This window comes from Brevibacterium sp. UCMA 11752, from assembly GCF_021532235.1.
In the GTDB taxonomy this organism is placed as follows: Bacteria; Actinomycetota; Actinomycetes; order Actinomycetales; family Brevibacteriaceae; genus Brevibacterium; species Brevibacterium antiquum.
The window spans coordinates 3522006-3546518 of record NZ_JACBOS010000003.1 but is presented as its reverse complement, the minus strand read 5'-3'; the positions used below and the strand labels follow the sequence as shown (position 1 = coordinate 3546518).

The following is a 24513-nucleotide window of genomic DNA, read 5'->3' as shown; positions in this document are numbered from 1 at the left end:
ACGCTTCTTGCTGCCGTTATCCGGGGATGATCCCCTTGCCGTCGACCTTTGGGATGGCCGCGAGCAGCTTCTTCGTATAGGGATGCTGCGGGTCATTCCAGATCTGTTCTGTCGAACCGACCTCGACAATGTTACCTGCCTCCATCACGGCCACACGGTCCGCGATGTCACGGACGACCGAGAGATCGTGGCTGATGAAGATCATGGACGCACCGGAGTCGATGGCCAGGTCCCTCATCATCCGCGCGATCCTGGCTTGGAGAAACGCATCCAGGGAGGCGATCGGCTCATCACCGACGAGCACCTTGGGACCGGCAGCCAGTGCACGCGCAATGGCGATGCGCTGCCGCTGTCCGCCCGAGAACGAATGCGAGAACCTCTGCGCAGCATCGACAGGCAGATCGACCGCTTCGAGGAGGGACTCCACCGTCCAGTTGTGTTCCGGGTCGAGGGCAAGTGCGTCAGTGAGCTGATCCCTGATGCGTCTGCGCGGATTCAACGACGCGTAGGGGTTCTGAAAGACCATCTGGACTCCCAGGAGATGCTTGGGCCGGCGAGCCAGGCCCAAGGGCTTCACCGGGTGGGATTCGAAGGTGATGGTGCCGCCTGCGGTCTTCTCGAGTCCGCAGATGAGCTTGGCCAGTGTGGACTTCCCGCAACCAGATTCGCCCACGAGGCCAAGGACTTCCGAATGCCCCAGCTGCAGTGAGACGTTGCTGACGGCACGGAATCGGCCGCCGCCATTGAGCTTGTATTCGCAGGAGACGTTCTCAAGTTCGAGCAGTGGAGCCTGGGAGGCACGAGGAGGGTCCTCGGTCGTCGTCGTGGTTGTCATCAGCGTGAGACCTCCGCTCCGGGCAGTGATTCGATGAGCGATCTGGTGTACTCATGCTTCGGTGCGGTGATGACAGGTTCACGATCTCCGGTCTCGACCACCAACCCGTTCTTCATCACGACGATGGTGTCGGCCACCGAGGACAGCACACCGAAGTCGTGAGTCACGAGGAGGACGGCCAAGTTGAGGTCATCACAGAGTTCGCGCAGCAGGCGCAGGATTCCGGCCTGCACAGTCACATCGAGGGCAGTGGTCGGTTCATCGGCGATGAGCACGTTCGGATCGCAGATGATCGCCGAGGCGAAGGCGATGCGCTGCAGCTGACCACCGGAGAACTGGTGCGGGTACTTCCCGATCGCTTCATCAGGGTGGGGGACGTGAGTGCGTTCGAGGATGTGGACGACGCGCTCGAGGGCGTCCTTCTTCGAGGCCTTCTTGTGATGCCGGTAGTGATCGGTCATCTGATCGCCGATGGTGAGCATGGGATGGAACGCCGAAGCTGGATCCTGGAAGACCATCGACAGCTGCACGCCGCGCAGGCGGTTGTGGACCTTGGCGGGTATCCCCACCAGCTCGGTGCCGTCGAAGTCGATGCTGCCGCTGAGCTGGGCACCGGCGGGGGAGAGGCCCATGATCGCCAGTCCTGTCTGCGTCTTGCCCGAACCGGAGGCACCTGCGACACCGGTGATCTTTCCCGCCTCCAGATCGAACGAGACATTGCGCAGGATGTGCTTCTCCACCCTGCCCGTCCTCACCGATAGGTTGAGGTCTTGGATGCTGATCATGCTCATGAGGTGGTTTCTCCCACTTCCTGTGCGGTATGCGGGTCAAGGGAGTCGCGCAGGCTGTCTCCGATGAAGTTGAAGGCCATGACGATCGTGAGGATGCACAGGCCGGGGAAGAACGCGATCCACCAGGCGGCGAACTGCGAGACTCCCTCGCTGATCATGGCGCCCCAGTCCGGTGTCGGTGGGACGACGCCCAGGGACAGGAACGAGAGACCGGCCATCGTGAGAATCGCCGAGCCCACATCGAGGGTGGCAAGAACCACGACAGGAGAGAGCACATTTGGTGAGATCTCCCGGATGAGGGACTTTCCGGCGCTGAAGCCGAGGAGGCGTCCGGCGACAACGTATTCGCTGTTGCGTGCTGACATGACCAGAGATCTGGTGACGCGGGCGTATGAAGGCCAGGAGACGAGGAGGATGGCGATGATCGCGTTCTTCAGGCCGGGTCCCAGTGCTGCGGCGATGACCATGGCGAGGATGATCGTGGGGAAGGCGAAGACGAGGTCGGCGATGCGCATGATGATCTCGTCGACGGCTCGTCCGAAGTAGCCGGCGATCGCACCGAGGACGGAACCGAGCACGGCCGAGCAGATGACGACGAAGACGGCTGCCGGCAGTGTGGTGCGTGCGGCCACGATGAGTCGCGACAGAACATCACGGCCCAAGGTGTCGGTGCCCAGGAGGTTTTCGCCTCCAGGAGCACTGAGCCGGGGGAAATCCTGTGCCAGCGGATTGAACGGTGCCAGAAGTGGTGCGAAGAGCGCCACGATCAGCCAGATGGTCAGGATGATGGCTCCGATGAAACCCAGCGGAGTGCGCAGTGCCTTTGGAAAGCGCAACTGCCACCGTTTGACACCGCGGTCGACAGGATTGCGATCTGCCGCCTCGGCGCTGGCGGATGTGGTGTTCGTCGGCGGCTGTTTGGGGGTCCCGATGCTCATCGCACCCTCACTCTCGGATCCACGAAGCCGTAGATCAGGTCGACGATGAAATTGACGATGATGTAGACGATGCCGATGACGAGTCCGACTCCCATGATGACGGGCAGGTCGAGTGTCGTCGCACCGCGGAAGGCGTACTGTCCCAGGCCGTTCCACGCGAACACGGTCTCTGTCAGGACTGCTCCGGACAGGAGCGAGCCGAAAGCCAGGCCGACGACCGTGATGATCGGGACGAGAGCACCGCGGAAGATGTACTTGAAGACGACCGTGCGCGCCGGCAGCCCCTTTGCTCGGGCAGCGGTGACGTAGTCGAGTCGGATGATGTCGAGAACGCTTGAGCGGCTGAACCGGGTGAGCAGGCCGATCGTGAACAGTGCCAGCACACACGAGGGCAGAATCAGATGCCCGAATGCGTTGATGAACGTCGACATCTGACCGGCCAGGAGAGAGTCGACGGTGTAGAGGCCGGTGACCCTCGGCGGTGGAGTGATCCACGGGTCAAGGCGCCCGGCACCGGGAACGACGCGGAGTTTGAAGAAGAAGACGTAGTAGCCGACCGCGGCGATCCAGAATGTGGGCGCCGAGATGCCGATGAGGCTCAAGGCGCGGATGGCGTGATCGAGGATCGTGTTCTGCTTGAGCGCGCTGGCCAGTCCAAGCAGCAGGCCGATGATGACCGAGATCAGGATGGCTCCGATACCCAGCTCGATCGAGGCAGGGAAGACCTGGCCGATCGACTGGAGGACTGGTGTCCGGGTCTGGTTCGAGACACCCATATCGCCTTGGAGCAGGTTGCTCAGATAAGTGAAGTACTGGACGATGAGCGGCTGGTCGAGACCGAGGCGCTCGCGGGTCGCGGCGACGATCTCCGGGTCCGCCGCCGCCCGGTCGCCGAGGATGGCGGCGACCGGGTCGGTGGGGACCAGGTTTGTCATCAGGAACGTCACGATCGTGACACCCCAGATGAGGATGAGGCTGATCCCGATCCGGATGAGGATGTAGCGCAGCAGCGGGGGCAGCAGCGGTGGCTTGATGCGCTGTGCTTCGTCGCTGCTCGGCGGGTGGACGGTAGAGCTATCGGTGGTTGAGACCGACATCCTCACTCAGCTTTCGCGAAGTCGAATGTGATGTCGGCATTGGAGACGTACTTGTTGATGCTCGATCCCACTGCCACGGTGTTGACGGGCTGGACGAGAGGAATCCAGACTCCGGTGTCAGTGGTCGCCTTGTACAGCTTGGCGTAGGCGGCGTCACGGTCGCCGTCCTTGGCCTTCTCCGCTTCGGCTGCGAGCTTCTTCAGCTTCGGATCGGACTTCCAGTTGACGCGGTCGGCGACGCTGCCGCCGGGGATGAAGACGTTGTAGTTCGTGGGATCCGGGTAGTCCGCACCCCAGGTGCCGATGCCCATGGGCTGCTTGGCCGAGCGGAATCCGTCGAGCTGTGTCGAACTCGGTGCCGGTTTCAGTGCGAGGTTGATGCCGGCTTCCTTCAGCTGAGCCTGCAGGGTCTCCGCCAGCTGAGCCAGGTCGACTCCGTTGACTGACTGGTCGCTCGAGTAGTGGAAGGGAATCTTCTCACCGTCGTAGCCGGCCTTCTTCAGCAGCTTCTTCGTCTTGGCCAGGTCCTTCTCCGGTGCCTGATCCTTCGGCACAGCACCGACGAACTCGTTGGGGACGAGGCTGGCCATGCGCTGCGATCCTTCTCCGGCGAGGTCGATGAGCTTGTCGTAGTCGATGGCAGACATGACGGCCTTGCGGAAGTTCGGATCGGCGGCAGGTCCGCCGAGCTTCTCGTCGGTGTTGTTGAAGATGTAGAGGCTGCGCGTCGAGGGCAGGCTCGCGATCTCACCCATGGAGTCATCGATCTGCTTCGCCTGCTCGGAGTTGAGGTCGTAGGCGACCTGCGTCTGGCCGGACTGGATGTCGGTCAGCTGGGTCTCTGCGGAGACGTTGCGCAGTACGACGCGCTTGTACTTCGGTGCGGGTCCGTTGTAGTGCTCGTTTGCCGTCAGCACCACCTGACTGTCGGCATCGTACTTCTCGACCTTGTACGGACCCGAGCCCTGCGAGTTCTCGTTGAGGAAGGCTTCGGCGCCGTCCTTCTCGTCGGTGGTGCCTTCATTCTCCTTCACGACCTTCGAGTTCACGATTCCGATCGAGGCGTTGGGGAGAATGTAGGGGAGCGCAGGATTGGGCTTCTTGCTGGTCAGCTCGACGGTCTCGTCGTCGACCTTCTTGATGGAGACGCCGTCGAGGAAGAACGAGGGATTGCCCTTGATGCCCTTGAGCCGTTCAAAGGAGAAGACGACGTCGTCCATGGTGACAGGATCGCCGTTGGAGAACTTCGCGTCTTTCTGCTTGAGCTTCAGCGTCATCTTCTTGTCGTCATCGGACATCTCGAAGGAGCAGAGGCCGTCGGTTGGCTTGGTCAGGTCGCCGTCCTTGAATTCCAAGGCGGTCTGATAGATCGCAGTGTCGATCGTCGAGCCGGTGAACTCGAACTGTCGGTGGGGATCGATCGTCTTGAGGTTGAACGCGGTCTCAGCCACGATCGTGTCGCCGGCCTCGCCTCCTCCCTGGTCTCCTCCGCTGCAAGCAGCCAGACCGAAGGTGAGAGCGAGAGCTGAACCGATTGCGAGCGCTCGGCGGGGGAGGCGGACCTTCATGTGAGATTCCTTACGGTAGGTGTTGTAGCTCACACTAAATCCGAACCGGCCCCCGTTCAATCAGCCATGCCACAACGCTGAGTGTTTTCTGCTGTGGCATTCTGCCAATGTCTCACCAGGTGGGAGCCTCGGCCCGATCGCTCTTCGGGCAGCCGTCGCGGCGCTGGGGCGGCTCCTGCAGCAACCCCTGGGGCGGTGCCTGCAGCAACCGCTAGAGGGCGGCTCGTTTGACAACCGCTAGGCGGCTCCTGCGGCAACCGCGGGGGCGGCTCCTGCAGTAACCGCTAGGCAGACGTGTGTAAGTGCGTCACTTGTGCTCGACATTCACACGTTTGGCTAGCGGTCGCAGCCTGCGGGCCCGGGAGGAGGGCTCGATCTCGCCGAGGCGGGCCCGCATGCCGTGCGTGCTGCGCAGTGTTGCATGGGGTTGGGCGGTGCTGCATGGGGCTGCGCAGCGTTGCATAGAGTTGCTCAGCTTTGCATGGATGTACCCAAGTCAGATGCGCCCAGGTCGGATGCGCGCAGGTGGGGCGCGCCAAGTCCGAGTGCGACGTCGGTGGCCGCCGAGCTGGCCCCGACCGCCTCGGCGTCCCAGTCGGTCCTGTCGATGTCGGGGATCGCTTGGCTCATGATGTTCTTCCAACCGCGATGCCACTGGGCGGGGAAGGCCGAACGCAGCAGGTCGAGCATGATCGGCACGGCCGTGGACGCGCCGGGCGAGGCTCCGAGCAGTCCGGCGATCGACCCGTCCGCGCCGACGACGAGCTCGGTGCCCTGCTGCAGGGCACCGACCCGCTTCGGGTCAGGTTTCACCAATTGCGCACGCTGCCCGGCCGGTACCAGCGTCCATTCGTTGAACCTGGCCTTCGGGTAGAAGCGGCGCAGTTGGGCGAACTTCTTCTTGGGCCCGGCCGCCAGCTCGGTGACGAGGAACTTCACGAGGTCGAGGTTCTGCAGGCCGGCCGCCGCGATCACATGGAGATTGTCGCGTCGCAGGGTCGTGAAGAAGTCCCTGAGGTGACCGTGCTTGAGCAGCTTGGTGCTGAACGTCGCATAGGGGCCGAACATCAGGTGCTCCTCATCGTCGATGATGCGTTTGTCGAGGTGAGGCACCGACATCGGGGGAGCGCCGACATCGGCTTGTCCGTAGACCTTGGCATCGTGGCGGCTGACGACGGCAGGAGTGGCGCTGCGGTAGAACGAAGCTCCGACGGGCAGTACGGCATAGCCTCTGACTTCGGGGATTCCGCTCTTCTGCAGGAGTTTGAGGGCAAACCCGCCGGCGCCGACGAAGACGTGCTTCGCATTGATCGAGAAAGGTCGGGCCGGCCTCGACGCTGTGCCCGAGGCCGTCGCCGGTCCAGCGGTCTTGCCTCTGACAGTCCAGCCTGCTGCTGTGCTGCGCAGTTCGGTGACCTCATGGTTGGTGTGGACCTCGTTACGGGCTTGGTCTGAGACGATGTCCAGCAGGCCTCGCGTCAGGGCGCCGAAGTCGACATCCGTGCCGCGCGGATTCCTGGCCGCGGCAATCGGCTCACCGTCATCGGGTCGGCCCTCCATCGTCAACGGCGCCCACTGTGCGATCTCACCGCGATCGGTGGTGAAGTCCATGTCTGCGAACAGGGGGTCAGCACGCAGCGTCTCCACGCGCTGTCGCAGGTAGTCCACGTCGCGGTCACCGAAGACGAGGTTCATGTGAGTTGTGGTGTGCACGAATTCGGTGGGGTCCAAGCGCCCGGTCTGGGCCAGGTGAGCCCACCACTGCCGGCTGAGGTGAAACTGGCCGGCGATCGAGGCGGCCTTCGTCCCATCACCGGGTTCGGGCATGTAGTTGAGTTCGCAGAATCCGGAATGTCCGGTGCCTGCATTATTCCAGGCTCGGCTGCTTTCACCGGCGATGTCGCTGGCCCTCTCAAGGACGACGATGCGCATGTCGGGGTCGAGATCGGCGAGCATTGATCCCAATGTCGCCGACATGATGCCCGCACCGATGAGAACGACATCGGCGTCGGGCAGGTCCTGTGGTGTGACGGGGCTTCGCTTCATATATTCACCATGAGCTCTGAAGAATCATCCGTCCAATGAATAAGAACATCGATACAATCCGTACATGGATGAATTGCTCTCCGGCCAGGCCCCACAGTTGGCGGCTCTGCTCGAGCTCGTCGAACAGGACGGGCATATGACCGATGCGGCAGCTATCCTCGGTATCCCGCAGTCGACGATGAGCCGACGTATCCACGGCCTGGAGAACCACCTCGGCGTGCCCCTCATCGTTCCCGACGGTCGGGCGATCAGCCTGACTGCCGCTGCCCGCGAACTCGCGGATTCGATCAGGGGGCCGCTGCGAGAGGTTGAGATCGCGATCACCGACATCGCCGAGGCGGCCGACCCTGATCATGGTGCCATCCGGTTCGGTTTTCCGCTCACAATGGGAGCGGGTCAGATCCCCGATCTGCTGGCCGCTTTCAGCTCCCGGCATCCGGGCATCAGACTCGACCTCAAGCAGGCGCACGGCGCTGAGCTCGCCCGCGACCTGCAGAAGGGAGGACTGGATCTGGCAATCATCATTCCGCCCCCGGTTGAGCTGCAACATGAGGTTCTCGCCTCACAGGAAATCGTGGCCGCACTCCCTGCTGACCATCGGCTTGCGGGCAGGCGCAGCATCACCGTTGCTCAGTTGGCGAGCGAGGAGTTCATCGCCAACCCCGCGACCTACAATCTGCGCAGCCTCACCGATCTGTGGTGTGCAGACGCCGGGTTCGTCCCGCGGGTCAAGACCGAGGTCACCGAATTCTCAACGATCCGCGAATTCGTCAGCCGGGGGATGGGAGTGGCGCTGATCCCGCGCAATGTTCGCTTCATGGAGGGCATCGCCGAGGTTGAGCTGCGTGGCGGTGACTATGTCCGTGAGGTCTCACTGTGCTCCGCGGTGCGCCGACCCAGTCGCGTCGTCGCTCGTCTGCGCGACTTCATCCACGAACGTGCCCAGGAGTGGGCGGCTCCGTAGCCGCGGTACCGGCAGTCGCACCGTGACAACCGCTTGGCAAAGGTGCGCAGGTGCGTCACTTGTGCTTTACCTCCATACCTTTGGCAAGCGGTTGTGAAGAGTCCGTCGTCGGTGAGTGCTGCGAGCGCCCACCGGCCAGTTGCGTTCTCTTACGCCTTCGAACGTGCCAGCAGGTACACGAAGTAGGGGGCGCCGATGAGGGCGATGATGAGACCGGCAGGAATCTGTGCAGGAGCGATGACCGTGCGGCCCAATGCGTCGGCGACGACAAGGCCGAGTGCGCCGAGGAGCATGGCCGTCGGGACCACCCGGGCGTGCTGAGCGCCGACCAGAGCCCTGGCGGCGTGCGGGGCGACGAGGCCGATGAACCCGACCACGCCGACAGCCGAGACGCTGACGGCGGCAAGGACTGCTGCCGTGATGAGCACGCCCAGGCGAACGGGTTCACGCGGAACTCCGACCAACCTCGGCGTATCGTCGTCGAGGGCCAGCAGATCCAGCTCACGGGTCCAGACGAAGGCCAAGGGAATCGCTATGAGGAGTACGAGTGCGACGGGTGCGACGTCGGCCCAGGCCCGACCGTAGGTGGAGCCGGAGAGCCACGTGAAGAGCGCAGGTGTGTCCCACGGATTCGCTCGAACGAGGAACAGAGTGGTCAGAGCGGTGAATCCGAACCACATGCCGATGCCGATGAGAACGAGCCGGTCGGTGTTCATCCCGCCGCGCCAGGAGAGCCCGTAGACGATGGCGAATGCGATGAGTGCACCGGCGATGCCCGCGGTGGAGATGAGCACGACCGTGGCGCCAGGTACGAGAGTGATGACGATGACGGCGCCCAGTCCCGCACCACCGGTGATGCCGAGCAGCCCCGGCTCGGCCAGCGGATTTCGGGCACTGGCCTGGACGAATGTTCCCGACAGTCCCAAGGCGGCGCCGGCTGCCAGCGCCGCAGCCACACGTGGTGCGCGGGAGTCGAAGGTGAAGGAGATGACGGGTGCCGCCTGGTCACGGATCCACAGCAGGACATCGCCGAGGAGGTAGAACCGTTCGCCCGAGAGCAGGCTGAGGACAGTCACCACGACAAGGAGAACTGCGCCGAACGCGATGACGAGCCCAGCCCGACGCGGACCGTGCATCCGGGACTGCGCCGCCGAGGTCGCCTGGGCAGGCCCCGAAGCGCGCATGGATCTCGCCAGCAGCACGAGGACGATCGCACCGAGCACCGTGGTCGTCACACCCGAGGGCAGGGTGATCGCCTCCGTGGCTCCGACGATGGCGCGCAGCACGGCGTCGGCGAGGATGACGATGATTGCGCCGATGAGCGCCGTGGCCGGAATCATCACTGCATGTCGGCCCAGCACCGGCACCAGCCGAGCGAGCAGCCGGGCGATGACCGGTGCGCACAGACCGACGAATCCGATCGGCCCGGCCAAAGTCACAGCCGTTGCGGTGAGGATGACTGCGAGCAGAATCCCGATCGCGCGAGTCGACCGGATCGGCACACCGAGGACGGAGGCGGCATCATCGCCGAGGCTGAGCAGATCCAGGCGTCGCGACAGCAGGACTGCGGCAGCGACGATGATGGTGATGACGGGAATGCTGCGGATCGCGGCGGTCCCATCGAGCTGATTCAAGGTGCCTGAACCCCAAGAGTAGAGACTCGTCGTCTCCTCTTGGAACAGGATGAGCAGGGTCGAGGTGCCGGCTTGCAGCGCCAAGGCGGTCGCAGTGCCGGCGAGCACGAGGCGGGTCGTCGACGATGCCGCACCACCGGCAAGCCCGAGCACCAGAGCTGCGGCGAGCAGCCCGCCGATGAAGGCGACGCCTCCGGAGGCCCACACCGGGATCGCGATGCCGAAGGCGGTGACCACGGTGACTGCGAAGTACGAACCACCGGTCACGGCAAGGGTGTCTGGTGAGGCCAGCGGATTGCGGGCCAGCGACTGGAACAGCGCACCGGCGACGCCGAGGGCGACACCGACGAGTATTCCCGCACCCACGCGCGGAAGCCGGGACCCGATGAGGATGTCACGGGCACTCGGACCAGCCTCGGCGGAGGAAGACATGGATCCGGTCAGGGTCGCGAACAGGTCACGGAATCCGATCCCTGAGGTGCCCTGCGTGATGTGCCATGCCGAGAGCAGAGCAAGGACGATGACCAGGCCGAGCAGGACCCCGGTGGCCGAGAGCGCACTGAAGACTCCGGCCTTTCGCTCGGGTGAGGCAGGCTTCGGCTTCGAGCCATCGCTTGCCGAGGTGGTCGTGGGCATGGTCGTGGGTGCGGGAGGAGTCATGGACTACTTGGTCAGCGCCTCGACGTAGGCGTCGAGAGCCTGCTCGGACGATTTCGGTCCGCCGAAGGTCCAGATCCCGGAGGGGAACGCAAAGGTGCGATCATCCTTGACGGCGGGAATGTTGGACCAGATGTCGTTCTTCTCCAGGAGCTCGACATAGTCCTCGGACTCGGGATCATCGGTGCCGGTGTAGAAGAAGTTCGCGTCGCCGACCTTCGAGATGCCCTCGATATCGGTCTGGCCCAGTCCGTAGGCGGGATCGACCTCGCCGTTCCATGCATTCTTCAGGCCCAGTTCCTCGCCGAGTTCACCGAAGAGCGATCCCTGACCGAAGGGACGCAGCGCCACATTCGAGCCGTTCACCCACCCGTCGAAGTAGACGAATTCCTTGGTGTCGAGATCGGCGGATTCGAGCGCCTTCTTCGACTCCTCGACCTTCGCATCGAATTCGGCCAGCACGGTATCGGCGCGCTCGCCGCGGCCGGTGACCTCGGCGACGGTGGAGAAGGTGTCCTTCATATAGGCGACCGGGTCCTTGCCGTCGGCTCCGGTCATCGCCATGACAGGGATGCCCTGGTCCTCGAGCTGGCCGACGATCTTGTCGTCACGGGAGGTTGTCTCGATGATGACGAGATCAGGGTTGGCCGAGAGGATCGACTCCACATTCGGCTCCTGCCGGGTGCCGACGTCGGTCGTGTTCTCGGGCAGCTTCTCTGCCGTATCCCAGGTGGTGAAGCCCTTCGCATCGGCGACGGCAGCAGGATCGACGCACAGGGAGAGCAGGTCTTCGGTGTACTGCCATTCGAGTGAGACGACCGTAGATGCGGGCTTGTCGAGTTTGATCTGGTGGCCGGTGTCGTCCTTGACGGAGACTGGGTCCGCCGAGGTGGTGCTCGAGTCGTCCGCGCATGCTTCGGAGGTCGACTCGGAGTTTCCGTCTTCGGCCGAAGCCTCGGTGCCCGTCGTGCCGCAGGCGGACAGCGCGAGGGCACAGGCGGCGGAGAGGGAAGCGAAGGCGATGACGCGCTTGCGCGGACGTGTTGGGGACAGGGTATTCACAGAGGTGTCTCCTTCTTCAGAGGTGAAGCAACGGTGTTGTCAGTGATGGATTCAGGAAGCTGCTGCGAGTGCACGGCGACGGCGGGGCAGCGCCTCGATGCGCACCATCCCGGTGTCCTCATCGACGAGCGTGCGGATCGGCAGCCCGTAGACCTCGGTGAGCACGTCGGCGGTGAATACCTCTTCGCAGGTGCCCGTGGATCTGACTCGGCCCTGGCTGAGCAGGACGATGTCATCGGCGACCGCGGCTGCATGGTTGAGATCGTGGAGAACGACGCCGACGGCCGTTCCGTGATCGTCGGCGAGGTCGCGCATGAGGTCGAGGATCTCGGCCTGATAGCGCAGGTCGAGGTGGTTCGTCGGTTCGTCGAGCAGCAGGACCCCGGTCTCCTGTGCCAGGCAGGTGGCCAGCCAGACGCGCTGCAGCTCGCCGCCGGAGAGCTGATCGACGGCACGCTCGGCCATCGAGTCGGTGCCGGTCAGTTCCAGAGCCTGATCGATCGCGGCCCTGTCAGCATCGGTGAGGGAAGCGAAGCGGCGCCGGTGCGGGTGGCGACCGAAGGCGACGATCTCACGCACACTCAGCCCGGAAGGATGCGGTCGGGACTGGGAGAGCAGAGTGACCGTACGGGCGAATTCGCGTGCCGACAGCGCGGGCGTCGGAGTGGTCGACCCCGCCGAGGCGATGGTGACCTCGCCGGAGCTGATCGGATGCAGACGAGCCAGGGACCGCAGCACGGTCGACTTCCCGCTGCCGTTGGGTCCGATGAGTGCCGTGACCCGACCGGGAGTGATTGAGACGGACACGTCATGGACGACCGGTGTGCGGTCGTAGCCCAAATGCAGGCCCGAGGCGTGCAGCGCAGTGATGTTCATCGTCCCGGTCGTGTTCATGATGCATAGCCTAACCTAAGTAAGGGTGGGCTGGGTTACAAACTTCGGCGGCACGGGTCCGCAGGATTTGCGGGACCGGCTGAATCGCTGCCTTCGCGCCCCGCGAGTATGACCTGTTTCACATTCCATGTCAGTGCCTGTCCGTAGGGTGGATGTGCATACATAGGATGGGGGAGAACCTAGGAGGAACCCATGAGATTCGTCGCCACCGGAGACTGGCAGTTGGGCATGACGGCGCACTATCTCAGTGCCGAAGCCCGCCCGCGGTTTCACCGTGCCCGCCTCGATGCCGTCAAGCGCATCGGTGAGATCGCTGCCGAGCAGTCATGCGAATTCGTCCTCGTCTGCGGTGACGTGTTCGAGTCCAACCAACTCGACCGAGCCATCATCTCCCGCACCTTCGAGGTTCTGGCCGCCTTCACTGTGCCCGTCGTCCTGCTGCCGGGCAATCACGATCCCCTCGACGCCGCCTCCATCTACGATTCCCCCGCCTTCATGTCCCGGCAGCCTGACCACGTCCACGTCCTGCGCGACAGCGAACCGTTCGAAGTCATCCCGGGCGTCGAAATCGTCGGTGCCCCGTGGTTCTCGAAACGTCCCCAAGGCGACCTGGTCGCCCAAGCAACCCAGAACCTCGCCGAGGTGGCTCCAGGGTACGTGCGCATCATCGCCGGCCACGGTGCCGTGAGCACCTTGGATCCCGATCGGGAATCTCTGGCCACGATCGACACCGACAGTCTCAAGGCTGTGGTGAAGGAGGGCCGTGCCCAGTTCGTCGCACTGGGTGACAGGCACGCCACCTATTCCGTCGACGAGACGATCTGGTACCCAGGTGCCCCGGAGGTGACCTCTCGACGCGAGGACGATCCCGGCAATGTCCTCCTCGTCGATGTCGACCCCCAGACGCATACAAGCGCGGTGGAGAAGGTGCACATCGGCCGCTGGTCCTACCTCGTCGTCGAGGAGGACGTGAACTCGGACGAGGACGTCACCCGCCTCGAACAGCGACTGACCGACATCCCGAATAAGGACAGCACCGCAGTCTGGCTCGTTCTCAGAGGCACACTGTCCACAGCAGCGAAGTCGCGCCTCGATGAAGTCCTCGACCACGCCGCAGACCTCTTCGCTCTCGTCTCGCTGTGGGAACGGCACACGGACATTGCGGTGGTCGCCGCCGACGAAGACTTCGCCGACCTCGGTCTGAGCGGATACCTGCAGGAGACCCTCGACGAATTGGCGGAAGCCGCGGCAGGAGACGACCCAACTGCTGCAGCGGCACAGGACGCACTGGGGCTGCTGTATCGATTTGCGAGGAGCGGATCATGAGATTCCATTCCATCCACCTGCGCAATTACCGAGGCATTGCGGACTCCCGAGTCGAATTCGGCGATGGCGTCACCGTCGTCGAGGGACCCAACGAGGTCGGCAAGTCCTCAATCCATGAAGCCATCACCCATCTGCGCGAAGACAAATCGAGCTCGCGCAAGGCCAGTGTCAAAGAGACCCAACCCGTCGGTGTCGATGCCGGACCCGAGGTGGACCTGCACCTGAGCACGGGGGACTACGAAATCAAGTACCGGAAGCGGTGGATCAAACAGCCCTTCACCGAACTCAGCGTGATCAGACCCAGACCGGAACAGCTGAGCAGCGATGACGCCCACGACCGGTTCCTCTCGATCCTCGCCGACACCGTCGATGTCGATCTCCTCGTCGCCCTTGACGTGGCGCAGGGAGAAAGCCTGGCCCAGGCGCCGCTGGCTCAGATCAAGGCACTGCACTCCGCGCTCAACGAATCGGGCATCGAGGTCGCCGATCACGACGACTTCCTCGACCGGATCGAAGTCGAATATTCGAAGTACTTCACCAAATCCGGCAAAGAGACCGGAGACTACAAAGCGGCAAATGCTGAAGTCCCCAGTGCCGAAGCCGCTTTCGAAGAGCTGCGTGAACGCAGCCGCGGAATGGACGAGCTCGTCGACAACCACGCCAGGGCGGCTGCCCGTCTGGAATCCGTCCGGGGGCAGCTGTCACAGGCCCTGAATGACCGTCACGAAGCCGAACAGGCGGCGAAGGCCGTGGCTGAACTCAAAGCAGTGCTCGAACAGACGATGGAACAGGCGAAGTCGGCACAGCGTGATGAGCAGATCGCCCGGGACGCTCTGGACCGACGCACACAGCTCATCGACGATGTCGCTGCGGCCGAGGAGACCGTGACTGCGACCCGGACTTCGGTCACTGACCTTGAAGCGACGCAAAGTGACATCGACTCGGACTTCGCTCGCACGCAGAAGACCCTCGAGGACAAGCAGCGCGCGCTCGACGAGGCACGTGCATTGGCGAAGGCTGCAGCCAAAGACGTGACCGAGGCGCGTGCCCGCACTGACCTCACCGAACTCACCCGTCGACTCGACACTATCCGTGACCATGATGAGAAGAAGAGCCGGGCACAGGCGACGATCGGGTCGATTGCGGTCACCACCAAGGACGTCGAGGCGCTGATCTCGCTGGAGACGGAGGTGAGGATCGCGGAGAATGCGAAGACCTCTGCCGCGGCACAGATCGTTGCGAAGCGCCTCGGCTCACAGGCCATAGATGTCGATGGAACCGCGCTGGGTGATGGTGCAACTGGAGAATTCGCCGCGATCAAGGACGTGCGAATCACGATCGAGGGCATCGCTGACATCACCGTGCGTCCGGGAGCATCGCCGGTCGAGCTGGACAAGGCACTGGCCTCGGCCAAACAAGCCTTCGACGCAGAGCTGCAGCGCCTCGATGTCGACTCCGTGGCCCAAGCCCGGGAAAGAGCCGATGTTCGTGCTGATGCAGAAGCAGTCAAGGCAGAGGCCGATTCGACGCTCAAGGTACTCCTGGGCCAGGACAGGCGCGACAAGCTTGAAGCCGCGCTCGCTCGCGCACAGCAGATCCTCGGAACCGATGGAATCGGCCCAAGCACCGAGGGCAATCCCGAGGACGGCGCCGAGGCAGACAGTCCTCATGATGAGAGAACCCTCAACGAGCTCGAAAAGGCAGTCACAGAGTCCGAGAAGACTGTCGACGACGCTCAGTCCGCGGTGGATGCCGCCCGCGTCGAACTCGAACGAACTCGCACGAACAGAGATGACGCGCGCGTGGAGACGGTCCGGGCACAGACCAGCCTGAAAGAAGCCGAAACTCAGCACGAGCGACTGACGAGCAGTCTGGCTGCGGCAAGGACGACGAACTCTGACGCCGATCTGGAAGAAGCGGTGAAGTCTGCGAAGGCTCAAGCGTCGAATGTCGACTCACAGGTCAACGAAGCACGAGTCGCCTACGAGGCAGCCGACCCAGAGTCCTTGGAGATGCAGCTGCAGAACGTGCGGCAACTCGTCGGCAGCAAGGAAGCCCAGCGAGAGGAAGTGCGACAGGAGGTCGATCGTCTATCTGCCCTCATCGACGATCGTGCCAGTGAAGGCATCTACGAAAAGCTTGCGGCTGCCGAAGAGGCGCTGGAATCGGCTCTGAGGAAGCAGGCACGGCTGGCCCGTCAGGCGACGGCAATCAACCTGCTGCGCACCACAGTCCTCAAACACAAGGAAGAGTCCCAGCGGAAGTACGTGGCTCCGTTCAAGGAGCAGATCGAGCGTCTGGGCAGGCTGGTCTTCGGGCAGGGACTGTCGGTTGAGGTCTCCGAGGACCTTGAGATCGTCTCACGCACCTTGAACGAACGAACCGTGCCCTTCGAATCGCTGTCAGGCGGAACGAAGGAGCAGCTTGCGCTCATCGGCAGACTCGCAGTGGCAACACTCGTCGACAGTGATTCTGGGGCACCTGTGGTCCTCGACGACGCCTTCGGCTTTGCCGATGCGCAGCGGCTCAACGCGCTCAACGTCATCCTGAGCACGGTTGGGAAGAGTGCTCAGGTCATCCTGCTCACCTGCCAGCCGGATCGCTTCGCCCGCCTCGGCGGAGCGAAGACCGTGAGCCTGACGTAACTTCTGCCGCGTCTTCGCCAGCAGCTCAGTCGAGGTATTTCAAACCAGTGTTCTGCAGAGAGTCACGCATGGAGTAGATATCGAGTCCTAACTGACCCTGCCTGAACTGTTGGCGCTTAGCCTCTTCATTGTCTTCACGCCGCTGAGCAGCGTGGACAACGTCGGCAACTCGATCCCGAGGCACAACGACGACGCCGTCATGGTCGGCTACGACCACGTCGCCCGGGTGAACAAGCGCATTGGCACAGACAACAGGGACGTTCACCGACCCCAGAGTTGCCTTGACCGTTCCTTTTGCATTGATGGCGCGGGAGAAGACCGGAAAATCAAGGTCCTCTAGTTCAGCGGTGTCTCGGCAGCCACCATCGATCACGAGCCCACGTCCGCCGCGAGCTCGAATCGAAGTGGCGAGAAGTTCTCCGAAGAAGCCGTCGTCGCTTTCGGTAGTGCATCCGGCGACGATGACATCGCCTTCCTGCACCTGTTCGGCCGCGACATGCAACATCCAGTTGTCGCCGGGTTGCAGGAGGACGGTGATGACTGGCCCGCATAGTTTGGCCGATGAGTAGACTGGCCGGATATAAGGGCGCATCAGGCCCACACGCCCCAGAGCCTCGTGAATGGTTGCAACTCCGAACGCGCTCAGTCTCTCAACGTGTTCAGGGTCGGGACGTTGCGTCTTCGTGTGTACTACACCGAGGTCGAACATAGTATCTTCCTTTTCCGTTGGTGGTTCGAATGCTGATGGCACTTGAGAGATCGACGACGACCTCACAGACTGAAGACAGGGATCAAATCGCCGGCGAAGGCAGTTGGGCGTCGAGGCGGGGATAGACTCGTCGCACATTGCGTTCGAGGATGGCTTGGCGCTCTTGCTCAGTCAGTTCAGCATTGCGGATATAGCGGACTGTGTCATCGAAATTGAATCCAGTTGTAGGATCAACGGTGCGCACTGCGCCGATCATCTCCGAGGCGAAGAGAACATTGTCCACAGGAATGACCGAGAGCAACTCGTCGATCCCAGCCTGGTGATAGACGCATGTGTCGAAGTAGACGTTGCCGAGGAGGTGCTGCTCGAGGTCTGGTTTTCCGAGGGCCTGTGCGAGACCACGAAAGCGCCCCCAATGATAAGGGGCAGCGCCGCCACCATGGGGGATGACGAGTTTCAGCTCAGGGAATCTGTCAAAGAGGTCGCCCTCGATGAGCTGCATGACTGCTGTGGTGTCCGCGTTGAGATAGTGGGCTCCAGTTGTGTGAAATGCTGGATTGACTGATGTTGATACGTGGACCATTCCGGGCAGTCCGTATTCGACCATCTTCTCGTAGATCGGAAACCATGACTCGTCGGTGAGCGGTGGTGACGTCCAGTGACCGCCGGAAGGGTCAGGATTGATGTTGAGCGCCACCACATCGTGCTCGTTGACACAGCGATCGATCTCATCCACGCAGCTTGCCGGATCAACTCCGGGAGCTTGTGGCAACATGATCGCGGGGGAGAACCGGTCCGGATACAGGCGGGCGACTCGAGCACAGAGGTCATTGCAGATGCTTGCCCAGGCGCTGGAAGTTGAGAAATCACCAAGGTGGTGGGCCATGAATGAGGCTCGTGGAGAAAAGATCGTGACATCGATTCCGCGTTCGTCCATCAACCGCAGCTGATTGCCTTCGAGTGATTCTCGAATCTCGTCGTCGCTGATCCTCGGTCCGCCCACATCCGGTGCTGGTCCATTTCCAAGTGCAGCGATCTGAGCGTCTCGCCAAAGACCAAGTGGGGCCGGCGCTGTTGTGTAGTGTCCGTGGCAATCGATGATCAACGTTGGGTTCCTTCTGAGTGAGTCGGATTTTTGGTGGGCGGAGAATTCCAAATGGACCGGGGGACGAATACCTGACCTGCCATGAGAAGTCGAGCCGTTCTGGTGAGCCCCGATCGAATGACCTCGTTGTCTCGGACCTGCAGGTCCACTGGAAACGCGCCACTGGGGTGTTCGATGTCCAGGGTGCGCAGTTCTCCCTCTCCCGAATCAGACAGGGGAAAGGCGATAGTGCCGTCTGTGCTTGCTGCGGTCGCAACGGTCAGCGCCGCCAGCACTCCGATCGAGGGGTGAACCGTGTGTGGGATGAAGCTTCGGGTCTTTATCGCACCGCCATCGGTTGGGGGCGCGATAATGGTCATCTTCGGATAGCTCTTGTCTGTTACATCGCCCATTCCCATCCTGTGACCGGCCACAAGGCGCAGATGTTCGAGTGTGTTCACCAGTGTGGAGTCGGATGCCAGATCGGTCGTCTCTTCCGAACCGCTGAGACGGAGATCCTCTGCTCGCAGCAGCACCAAAGGCTGGCCGTTGTCGATCATGGTGGCCTCGATCTGGGAACCGTCAGGAAGTGGAAGCGAGTCGAGTCGGTTGCCGGTGGGCAGAAGGCTCGGCGCAATTGAACCAGCAGTATTGACGAACATGATCGACACCGGACTCGATGTTCCCGCCACGCCGTCGATCGCCGTTGCCCCCTCGTACCTGACAGCTCGGTCGTTCCGCCCAGGCACCCGCGGTGTCTGAATTGTGATGGTCGCGATGAGACCAGTGTTGGTAGTTCTCACCGTGACCTCGGTGGAATCGGAGTCTGGGATGATCAATCCAGACTCCACGGCAAACGGCACGACAGCAGAAAGCATGTTCCCGCAGTTGGCCGTCGTTTGGACCGATGTTTCATTCGGCTGGAGCTGAGCGAACTCGAAGTCGACATCGACCTCATCTAGTGGTGAGGGTGAGACGATTCCGACTTTGCTGGTGAGGGGATGCCCACCGCCGAGGCCATCCACCTGCAATGGATGCGGACTTCCCATAGCCGCGAGAAGAACCTGATTGCGGGTCTCAATGTTCGCGGGTAGATCCGATGCCAGAAAGAACGGGCCACGAGATGTGCCGCCGCGCATCAGACACATCCTGATGGCGCTCTGGTCGTTGGTCGGAGCGAAACCGCGGTGAGCACGATCTGCCATCTTCACTTTTCGTCTCCGATCGCCGAGGCAGTCTTTGTTAACGCGCTATCGGCTCGTTGGACCACAGGGATTTTCGTGTTCCTCCCGAACAGAGCCAGGACGATCGCACCGACTACCCATATGCTCGCGATGAAGACGAATACGGAGGCGTAACCGGTCGAGGTATACAGTGACGCGATCACCAGGGGCCCGATGGCATTGGACAGACGACCGATTCCATAGGCGATGCCTGTTCCCAACGATCTGGTTCGAGTATCGAAAAGCTCTGGCGAGTAAGCGTAAGCAAGCGACGTGTAGCCACGCTCAAACATGTTGACCAGGAAACCGAACACGACGACCATGATTGGGTTGAAAGTGAGGCCGTAGAGCAGTCCTGAGATGCCGATCGTCGTGCCGAAGATGACGAGCAGCCATTTGCGTTCGAACTTGTCTGTGACGAATGCGGCGAGCAGGGAACCGAGCGGTGCGCCAATTGTGGCCAGAGCGACATAGAGGATGGAATCCTCAATGCTGATCCCCTGTTTGGACAGCAACGTCGGTGCCCAGCTGGAGTACCCGAAGAAGCCGACGGTCTGAGTTACCCACAGGACGGTGAGGACGAGCAGAGGAACCAAGTAGCGCCGCTGCAGAATCGTCCGCAGCCCGGAGGTCTTCTGTTCGCGGACTTCTGCCACGGGCGCCAGTGGTGTGGGAAGCTCCCCGGCGAAGGCGGCTACCTTGGTCTCCATGTCCTGGAGAACGCCCTCACCTTGAGAGAATCGCCTCTTGCTTTCGAGCCAAAGGGGCGATTCGGGCAGGTGCCGAATCATGAAGAGAATGACAACGCCGAGGGTGCCCCACAGGAATACCAGTCGCCATGACCAGTCGTTGATCGGAACAATCGCGCTTGCGATCAGGTTAGTCACCGGGGTGCCGCAGATCCCGATCACCATCGCATACGCGAGGTATTTTCCACGAACCTTCGCAGGGAAGATCTCATTGACGTAGATGACGGCGACGACAGTCATCGCTGAGAGTCCGGCGCAGGTGAGGAATCTCAGGATTCCCATCGCATAGATGTTCCATGCGAACACCGTCGCAGCAGAGAAGACAGAGAACCAAACGGTGGTGTAGAGGAAAGCTGTCTTGCGGCCTGCTCGATCAGCCAACCATCCACCGATCAGGGAGCCGAAGAACATTCCCACGAATGAAATCGACGTGATGTAGGCGATGTGGTTGACGTCGAGGCCCCAGACTTGGGATATCTTGGGTGCCGTGGTCGAAAACGTATTGATGTCGGCGAATTCGAAGAAGTAGGCCACGGCCACGACGACGATGATGATTTTGTGGAATCGAGTGATCGGCAGTCGGTTGATTCGATTGGCAGAGTTGGTGGTTTCCATGGTTTTGCGTGCTCGCTTCCGGAAGGCTCAGGCCCAATAGAGTGTGGTGGGATTGTCAACCAGCACTCGCCGTAACTGAGCGTCCGATTCAGTGATCTGAGCCAGATAGTTCAGCAGGACGGCGTCATCGGGCATGTGTGATTTGAGATTCGGGTGTGGCCAGTCGGTGCCCCAGAGCACAGTGTCGGGAAATTCTCTGATGACCCGCCGAGCAAAGGGGGCAACATCTTCGTAGACGTGTTTTTCACCTGATTGTGCGTATGGCCCCGAGCGCGAGATTCTCTCAGGACAGCTGACCTTGACCCATGCCGAAGTTCTGTCGACGAATGAGATGAAACTGGTGAATTCGGGTCCAGCGGCTGACTCTGAAACATCCGGCCGGCCCATATGGTCGACAACGAGGGGGACGGGGAGCCCGGCGAGAAAATCGGTGAGCTCAGGCAGGTCTGCGCTTTCGAAGTAGATGACGATATGCCATCCGAAAGCTTTGATCCTGTCGGCAATCAGCTTAAGTTCGGCAAACGGAGAACGACTGACCAGACGCTTGACGAAATTGAACCGGACCCCGCGCACACCCTGCTCGTGCAGCAAGCTCAGTTCCTTCTCGGTGATCTCAGGCGATACGGAGACGACGCCGCGTGAAGACGACGGAGCCGTTCGGAGCACCTCGAGAAGGGCAGAATTGTCAGTGCCATGGCAAGTCGCTTGGACGATCACTCGACGACTGATGCCGAGATCCTCATGCAGCTGGAACAGATCCGCTTTCGAAGCGTCACACGGAGTGTATTTTCTGGTTGGAGAGAACGGGTAGACATCGCCAGGGCCGAACACATGGCAATGAGCGTCAACCGTTCCTACCGGTAATTGGAGGTCCGGCACTGATCGATTGCGTTCCCAATCCAACCAACCTGGCGTAGGTGCAAAGGACATCATTGTCGCCTTTCTGGCTTATTAATCGTCGCTGATGCAACTGACTCTACATTGTTAACAATAATGTTGACAATCAAATTCAGGTCAACTTTCGATGACATCACCAGATAGTCTGTGTAAGACGAGCACATCAAGTTTCGGAGTGAATAGGAATGGGCGTCTCCACAGAGGCATCGAGAGGCAGACCGGATAGGCAATCGAGCGGCGCGTTACGTGTCACCGCTGCTGAGCTCGGTCGTCGACTCCGCGACGCAATCGTGTCCGGACAATTGGTGCCGAACCAGCGGCTCATCGAAGCTGATCTGGCCGAGGAGTATGGAGCGTCGCGTGGAAACGTGCGGATAGCCCTGACCGAGCTCAGCTCAGAAGGACTCATCGAACGCGTGCAGAACCGCGGCGCACGTGTAAGAGCCGTGTCTGCAGATGAAGCCGTTGAGATCACGGAAGTCAGGGGCGCACTCGAGTCACTCTGCGCCAGCAAAGCGGCCGAACGAGTTTCCGCCACGGAAATCGAACAATTGCGCGAGATCGGCCGTCGGATGAGCAAAGCCGTCGAACACAATGACAGGGAAGCCTACTCTGCGGGGAACAAGGAGCTGCACGCGCTGATCATCCAAATCAGCGGACAGCAGGTTGCAGCCGAAACGATCAAGCGCCTGCGAGGCCAAGCGGTTCGCTACCAGTACAGACTGGCTCAGAAGCCGGGCCGACCTGCAGAGTCGCTGCCCCAGCATCTGGCCATCATCGAAGGCATATGCAGCCGAGATGCGAATGCGGCCGCGAACGCAATGCAGGCACATCTCAACAGTGTGGCAGTCGAGATCAAGGCAACGGAAACTTCTGCCTGAGGCAGCAGAACCGCCACCGCAGCCGCCCGTCCGGAATGCCCAAACAAACTAACACGGCCGCCGCGTCAAGCAGACGCGGCGGCCGTGGCAGGCTGACGTCATTGGCAGCGTGCAGTCGATTGGCGGATCAGTCGGTACCGGCTGCCCCTGCTTTCGCCTCCTGGGCCGCAGCAACGGCATCGGCGCGAATGGTGCGGCGCAGAATCTTGCCTGAGCTGGTTTTGGGCAGCTCGTCGATGATGGTCACCTGACGTGGCGCTTTGTACGAGGCCAACTTCTCGCGACAGAACTCGACGATCGCAGCCTCGGTGACCTCGTCGGCTTCAGGGCCCGACTGCAGAGTCACGAACGCGGCGACACTCTCGCCGCGGTACTCGTCGGGAATGCCGACAACTGCTGCCTCTTGGATTGCAGGGTGTGTGTAGAGGACGTCCTCAACCTCCCGCGGCCAGACCTTGAACCCGGAGGCGTTGATCATGTCCTTCTTGCGATCGACGATGAAGAGCCATCCGTCCTCGTTCATGTATCCGACGTCGCCGGTGCGCAGCTCCCCATTCGGGATCTGTTCGGCGGTGGCCTTCTCATTGTTGATGTATTCGGAAACGACCTCAGGTCCCGAGATGGCGACTTCGCCGATCTCGTTGGGGCCCAGTGGTTCGCCGAAGTCATCGAGGATGCGGATCATGGTGTCCGGCTGGGGCAGACCGCAGGAGAGATTGCCGCTGTCAGGGTCAACCGGTGCTCGCAGTCCAGGGGGGACGGTGGCGACCTGAGCGCAGGTCTCTGTCAGGCCGTATCCCTGGCCGATGTAGACGCCGGTCCTCTGCTCGAACTTGTTCACCAATCCCTCGGGCAGCGGCGCACCGCCGGACATGATGCGTTTGAACGATGAAAAGTGATCGGGTGTCGCAGACGGATGAGCCAACATCGCGGTGTAGACCGTCGCCGGTCCGGCCATATAAGTCGGCCGCTCGCGCAGGAAGAGTTCGAGAAGCGATCCCGGGTCGAAACGATAGTTGAGGACCAGACGTGCGCCCCCGGCGACACCCGCGATGAACTGGCAGACGAAGCCAGTGATGTGGAAGATCGGCGCCAAAGTGAGGAAGCCATCGCCTGGCTCGAACGACGGTGTCCGCACACAGTAGCGGGAGTTGCTCGACACGGAGGCGTGAGTCCCCGATGCTCCCTTCGACCGGCCCGAAGTCCCCGAGGTGTAGACGACAATCGCTCTGTCTTCGGGCTTCGGAGCAACCGGTGTGAAATCGGTATCCAGCCTGGACTGGACGACGGCCTGGAAATCGGGGAGATTCGGCACCTGATCCGCGCCGGGATTCTCACCAGGAGTTCCGGGCAGCTCATCGAACATGGAGAAGATCGCCTCGGGGCCATCGGTCTGGAAGCCGCGATCATCGTTGAGCACAACCACAGGAAGAGATGCCGCATAAGGAGCGACGCGATTGAGGAATGCAGCCTTTGAGACCATGAGCCCCTTGACCTCGGCATCGGCGAAGATGTGCTCGAGCTCGCCTCGATACATGGGATTGAGCGGCACAACCACACCACCGACCTTCCAGATTCCGTAGGTGGCGATCATGAAGGCGGGAGTGTTCTGATCATAGATGGCGACCCGGTCGCCGAACCCGATGCCCTGCTCCGACAGATAAGCAGCGAATGCGGTGGAGTACCGGTCGAATTCCGACCAAGTCAGCGTGAGCCCGTAGTAGCTGATGGCCTCTTCATCACCGTACGTTGCGACCGTCGCGGCCAGGTCGCGCAGCGTTGTGGACTTCTCCAAGGTGTGCGGCTCGTTCGCAAGATCTCCCCAGGTCTTCAGCCAGGGACGGGTGTCTGTCCACGTGCTCATCTCTTCACTTCCTTCATCGTTGAATGGGGTGGCG

Annotated in this window: 19 protein-coding genes; 4 read left to right on the top strand and 15 right to left on the bottom strand. The window is 61.8% G+C overall.

The genetic code is table 11. The annotated features are described in order from the left end of the window. Positions 1-16 precede the first annotated feature (16 nt). The 6 genes from HU144_RS15870 to HU144_RS15845 all read right to left on the bottom strand — a co-directional run bounded on the left by HU144_RS15870 (position 17) and on the right by HU144_RS15845 (position 7275). Positions 17-835 (bottom strand): ABC transporter ATP-binding protein, encoded by an 819-nt coding sequence (locus tag HU144_RS15870; RefSeq protein ID WP_235352149.1) that lies wholly within the window; start codon positions 833-835, stop codon positions 17-19. After that, positions 835-1626: an ABC transporter ATP-binding protein gene (locus HU144_RS15865; RefSeq protein WP_235352148.1), complete on the bottom strand. Its 792-nt coding sequence runs from the start codon at positions 1624-1626 to the stop codon at positions 835-837. Before HU144_RS15865 ends, HU144_RS15870 begins: the two co-directional genes overlap by 1 nt. Then, the gene (locus HU144_RS15860) at positions 1623-2564 is read right to left on the bottom strand and encodes an ABC transporter permease (protein WP_235352147.1); all 942 of its coding nucleotides are present in this window, start codon (positions 2562-2564) and stop codon (positions 1623-1625) included. Before HU144_RS15860 ends, HU144_RS15865 begins: the two co-directional genes overlap by 4 nt. Beyond that, entirely contained in the window at positions 2561-3661 is a 1101-nt protein-coding gene (locus HU144_RS15855) for an ABC transporter permease (protein WP_235352146.1), read from the bottom strand. Before HU144_RS15855 ends, HU144_RS15860 begins: the two co-directional genes overlap by 4 nt. A 2-nt stretch (positions 3662-3663) precedes the next feature. Next, a complete protein-coding gene (locus HU144_RS15850; protein WP_235352145.1) occupies positions 3664-5229 on the bottom strand; it encodes an ABC transporter substrate-binding protein in 1566 nt (521 codons plus the stop codon). A 471-nt stretch (positions 5230-5700) separates the two neighbouring features. Continuing rightward, positions 5701-7275 (bottom strand): malate:quinone oxidoreductase, encoded by a 1575-nt coding sequence (locus HU144_RS15845; protein WP_235352144.1) that lies wholly within the window; start codon positions 7273-7275, stop codon positions 5701-5703. Between the two features lie 64 nt (positions 7276-7339). On the opposite strand from HU144_RS15845, the gene HU144_RS15840 reads away from it, so the two are divergent. After that, positions 7340-8239 carry a LysR family transcriptional regulator gene (locus tag HU144_RS15840; RefSeq protein WP_235352143.1) on the top strand — a complete coding sequence of 300 codons (900 nt, stop codon included), beginning with the start codon at positions 7340-7342 and terminating at the stop codon, positions 8237-8239. A gap of 149 nt (positions 8240-8388) precedes the next feature. On the opposite strand, the gene HU144_RS15835 is transcribed toward HU144_RS15840, so the two are convergent. The 3 genes from HU144_RS15835 to HU144_RS15825 are packed head-to-tail and all read right to left on the bottom strand — an operon-like array spanning position 8389 to position 12486. Next, positions 8389-10533 carry an iron ABC transporter permease gene (locus HU144_RS15835; protein ID WP_235352142.1) on the bottom strand — a complete coding sequence of 715 codons (2145 nt, stop codon included), beginning with the start codon at positions 10531-10533 and terminating at the stop codon, positions 8389-8391. 3 nt (positions 10534-10536) lie between these two features. Next, entirely contained in the window at positions 10537-11592 is a 1056-nt protein-coding gene (locus HU144_RS15830; RefSeq protein ID WP_235352141.1) for an ABC transporter substrate-binding protein, read from the bottom strand. A gap of 51 nt (positions 11593-11643) precedes the next feature. Then, positions 11644-12486 carry an ABC transporter ATP-binding protein gene (locus HU144_RS15825; protein ID WP_235352140.1) on the bottom strand — a complete coding sequence of 281 codons (843 nt, stop codon included), beginning with the start codon at positions 12484-12486 and terminating at the stop codon, positions 11644-11646. A 192-nt stretch (positions 12487-12678) separates the two neighbouring features. On the opposite strand from HU144_RS15825, the gene HU144_RS15820 reads away from it, so the two are divergent. Next, on the top strand, positions 12679-13812 hold the full coding sequence (locus HU144_RS15820; RefSeq protein ID WP_235352139.1) for a metallophosphoesterase family protein: 1134 nt from the start codon (positions 12679-12681) through the stop codon (positions 13810-13812). Continuing rightward, positions 13809-16457, top strand: coding sequence for an AAA family ATPase (locus tag HU144_RS15815; protein WP_235352138.1), 2649 nt, complete (start codon positions 13809-13811; stop codon positions 16455-16457). Before HU144_RS15820 ends, HU144_RS15815 begins: the two co-directional genes overlap by 4 nt. A gap of 25 nt (positions 16458-16482) precedes the next feature. Here HU144_RS15815 and ligK read toward each other — a convergent pair whose 3' ends face one another. From ligK to HU144_RS15790, 5 genes are all read right to left on the bottom strand, one after another. Next, a complete protein-coding gene (ligK, locus tag HU144_RS15810) occupies positions 16483-17166 on the bottom strand; it encodes a 4-carboxy-4-hydroxy-2-oxoadipate aldolase/oxaloacetate decarboxylase (protein ID WP_235352137.1) in 684 nt (227 codons plus the stop codon). 82 nt (positions 17167-17248) lie between these two features. Further along, a complete protein-coding gene (locus HU144_RS15805; protein ID WP_235352136.1) occupies positions 17249-18271 on the bottom strand; it encodes an amidohydrolase family protein in 1023 nt (340 codons plus the stop codon). After that, positions 18268-19398 (bottom strand): 4-oxalomesaconate tautomerase, encoded by a 1131-nt coding sequence (locus tag HU144_RS15800; RefSeq protein WP_268826341.1) that lies wholly within the window; start codon positions 19396-19398, stop codon positions 18268-18270. Before HU144_RS15800 ends, HU144_RS15805 begins: the two co-directional genes overlap by 4 nt. A gap of 59 nt (positions 19399-19457) precedes the next feature. Continuing rightward, positions 19458-20837, bottom strand: coding sequence for an MFS transporter (locus tag HU144_RS15795; RefSeq protein WP_235352135.1), 1380 nt, complete (start codon positions 20835-20837; stop codon positions 19458-19460). 27 nt (positions 20838-20864) lie between these two features. Continuing rightward, positions 20865-21767, bottom strand: coding sequence for an amidohydrolase family protein (locus HU144_RS15790; RefSeq protein ID WP_235352134.1), 903 nt, complete (start codon positions 21765-21767; stop codon positions 20865-20867). A gap of 152 nt (positions 21768-21919) precedes the next feature. On the opposite strand from HU144_RS15790, the gene HU144_RS15785 reads away from it, so the two are divergent. Next, a complete protein-coding gene (locus tag HU144_RS15785; protein WP_328284304.1) occupies positions 21920-22615 on the top strand; it encodes a GntR family transcriptional regulator in 696 nt (231 codons plus the stop codon). Positions 22616-22742: 127 nt separating this feature from the next. On the opposite strand, the gene HU144_RS15780 is transcribed toward HU144_RS15785, so the two are convergent. After that, complete coding sequence (locus HU144_RS15780; protein WP_235352132.1) at positions 22743-24479, bottom strand: class I adenylate-forming enzyme family protein; 1737 nt, start codon at positions 24477-24479, stop codon at positions 22743-22745. Between the last annotated feature and the right edge of the window lie 34 nt (positions 24480-24513).